This window comes from Paenisporosarcina sp. P5_A11 (assembly GCF_056400705.1).
On the sequence record NZ_JBFUKT010000300.1, the window covers coordinates 1 to 2,110 of the forward strand.

Sequence of the window (2,110 nt, forward strand, 5' to 3'; positions counted from 1 at the left end):
CAGTTTGGTAATACATCTGCAGCTTCCATTCCGATAGCATTAAAAGAAGAAGTACTAGCAGGAAAAGTGAAAAACGATGATGTAGTTGTCCTTGTAGGATTTGGTGGCGGACTAACTTGGGGTGCCATCTGCTTAAAATGGGGAAAATAATTCTTTTCTAACGCTAAACTTGGAATTACCATAGGATACTTTAATATACTAAATCTTTTAAGTTTCACATGAAGGGGAGAAAATTATCATGACAAAGCGTCGTGTTGTAATAACAGGAGTTGGAGCAATAACTCCGCTTGGCAATAATATAGAATCGACTTGGGAAGGGATTAAAGAAGGTAGATCAGGCGTTGGTCCTTTGACGCGTGTGAATCCAGATGATTTCCCTGCTAAAGTAGCGGCAGAAGTTAAAGATTTTGATATTGAAACATATATCGAACGTAAAGAAGCGCGTAAAATGGACCGCTTTACACATTTTGCATTAGCTGCTTCGATTATGGCTGTTAAAGATGCAAATTTAGAAATCACACCAGAACTTGGTCTTCGTACAGGTGTCTGGATTGGATCAGGAATCGGAGGAATGGAAACGTATGAAGCGCAGTTCCGTACATTCCTAGACCGTGGCTATCGACGAGTGAGTCCATTTTTCGTACCAATGATGATACCAGATATGGCAGCTGGCCAAGTGTCCATTCATTTTGGTGCTAAAGCGATGAACTCTTGTACTGTAACCGCTTGTGCCTCGGGTACTAACTCAATAGGTGATGCGTTTAAGGTAATTGAACGTGGTGAAGCAGATGTGATGATTTCTGGAGGAGCTGAAGCCCCTATCACGAATATGTCTGTTGCTGGTTTTTGTTCCAACACTGCACTTACGCTTAACACAGATATTAAAACAGCTTCACGTCCTTTTGATGCCAAACGTGATGGTTTTGTTATTGGTGAAGGATCAGGTATTGTTATTTTGGAAGAGTATGAACATGCGAAGGCTCGTGGAGCAAAAATGTATGCTGAAATAATTGGCTATGGTTCTACTGGTGATGCACATCATATTACGGCACCGGCACCTGAAGGCGAAGGAGCGGCTAGAGCCATGCAACAAGCACTTGCAGATGGTGGAATTGACCCTACTCAAGTAGATTATATTAATGCTCATGGTACAAGTACACCGTACAATGATCAGTTTGAAACAATGGCAGTAAAAACCGTATTTGGCGAACATGCATATAAACTTGCAATGAGTTCAACAAAATCTATGACGGGACATTTACTTGGAGCAGCTGGTGGAATTGAAGCTATTTTCACAGCATTAGCTCTACAAGAAAGTATTTTGCCACCAACAATGAATTTAGAAAACCCGGATCCAATTTGTGATTTGGATTATGTTGCGAATGCTTCGCGCAATCAAGAGATTGAATATGCAATGAGTAATTCTCTAGGTTTTGGCGGTCATAATGCATCACTTTTATTTAAAAAAATATAGTAAAGGTCTCCTCTTAATGAGGAGATTTTTTTTTGCCCAATTCCAACAACTTCTCCAGATCTACTTGGAATATCACGAAAGACTTTATAATTAAATGGAAATTGGCAAAGTAATAACATTTTTGTCTATCTTTACGATAATGGGAACATCACCTTGTTAATTCTGCTTGTTAAGAATATTCTTCATTTCAAAATAAAGTAAAAATAGGAAAAAATCAAAAAAGTTGTTGCGGTTGTAATAATTCTGTAATAGAATTTACAACTAGAAGACCAATTAACAGAAAAATTTAAATTTTAAAAAGAATAAGTGTTTCGCCACATCTTAGAATAAGCATGAGAGGAGTAATTGTTTGAAACCGACTCAAGAACTTTTGACTATTAATAATTTACATACTGGTTTCAGAGTGAAAGATAAATATTTTAATGCAGTAGACGGAGTCTCAATTCATTTAAAGAAAAACGAAATCTTAGCGATTGTTGGAGAATCAGGATGCGGAAAAAGTACTTTAGCAACATCCATAATTGGCCTTCACGATCATAACAACACCAAAATAACGGGTGAAATCCAATTTAAAGGACTTAACCTTGCTACATTGACAGATGAAAAACTGAATAATGTACGAGGTAACGATATAGG

General features: G+C 37.6%; 3 protein-coding genes. All 3 read left to right on the plus strand.

Annotated elements, in window-relative coordinates; translation table 11 throughout:
- A partial coding sequence (locus AC1DOS_RS19645; RefSeq protein ID WP_477538838.1) for a 3-oxoacyl-[acyl-carrier-protein] synthase III C-terminal domain-containing protein occupies positions 1-150 on the plus strand: 150 nt, incomplete at its 5' end.
- A gap of 88 nt (positions 151-238) precedes the next feature.
- Positions 239-1,474 carry a beta-ketoacyl-ACP synthase II gene (gene fabF, locus AC1DOS_RS19650; RefSeq protein ID WP_108584229.1) on the plus strand — a complete coding sequence of 412 codons (1,236 nt, stop codon included), beginning with the start codon at positions 239-241 and terminating at the stop codon, positions 1,472-1,474.
- 349 nt (positions 1,475-1,823) lie between these two features.
- Positions 1,824-2,110, plus strand: a 287-nt coding sequence (locus AC1DOS_RS19655; protein ID WP_477538837.1) for an ATP-binding cassette domain-containing protein, incomplete at its 3' end; no start/stop codon positions are given.

What these genes read in the sequence shown, in the direction of transcription:
- fabF (WP_108584229.1), top strand. Translation starts at nt 239, where the DNA reads ATGACAAAGCGTCGTGTTGTAATAACAGGAGTTGGAGCAATAACTCCG.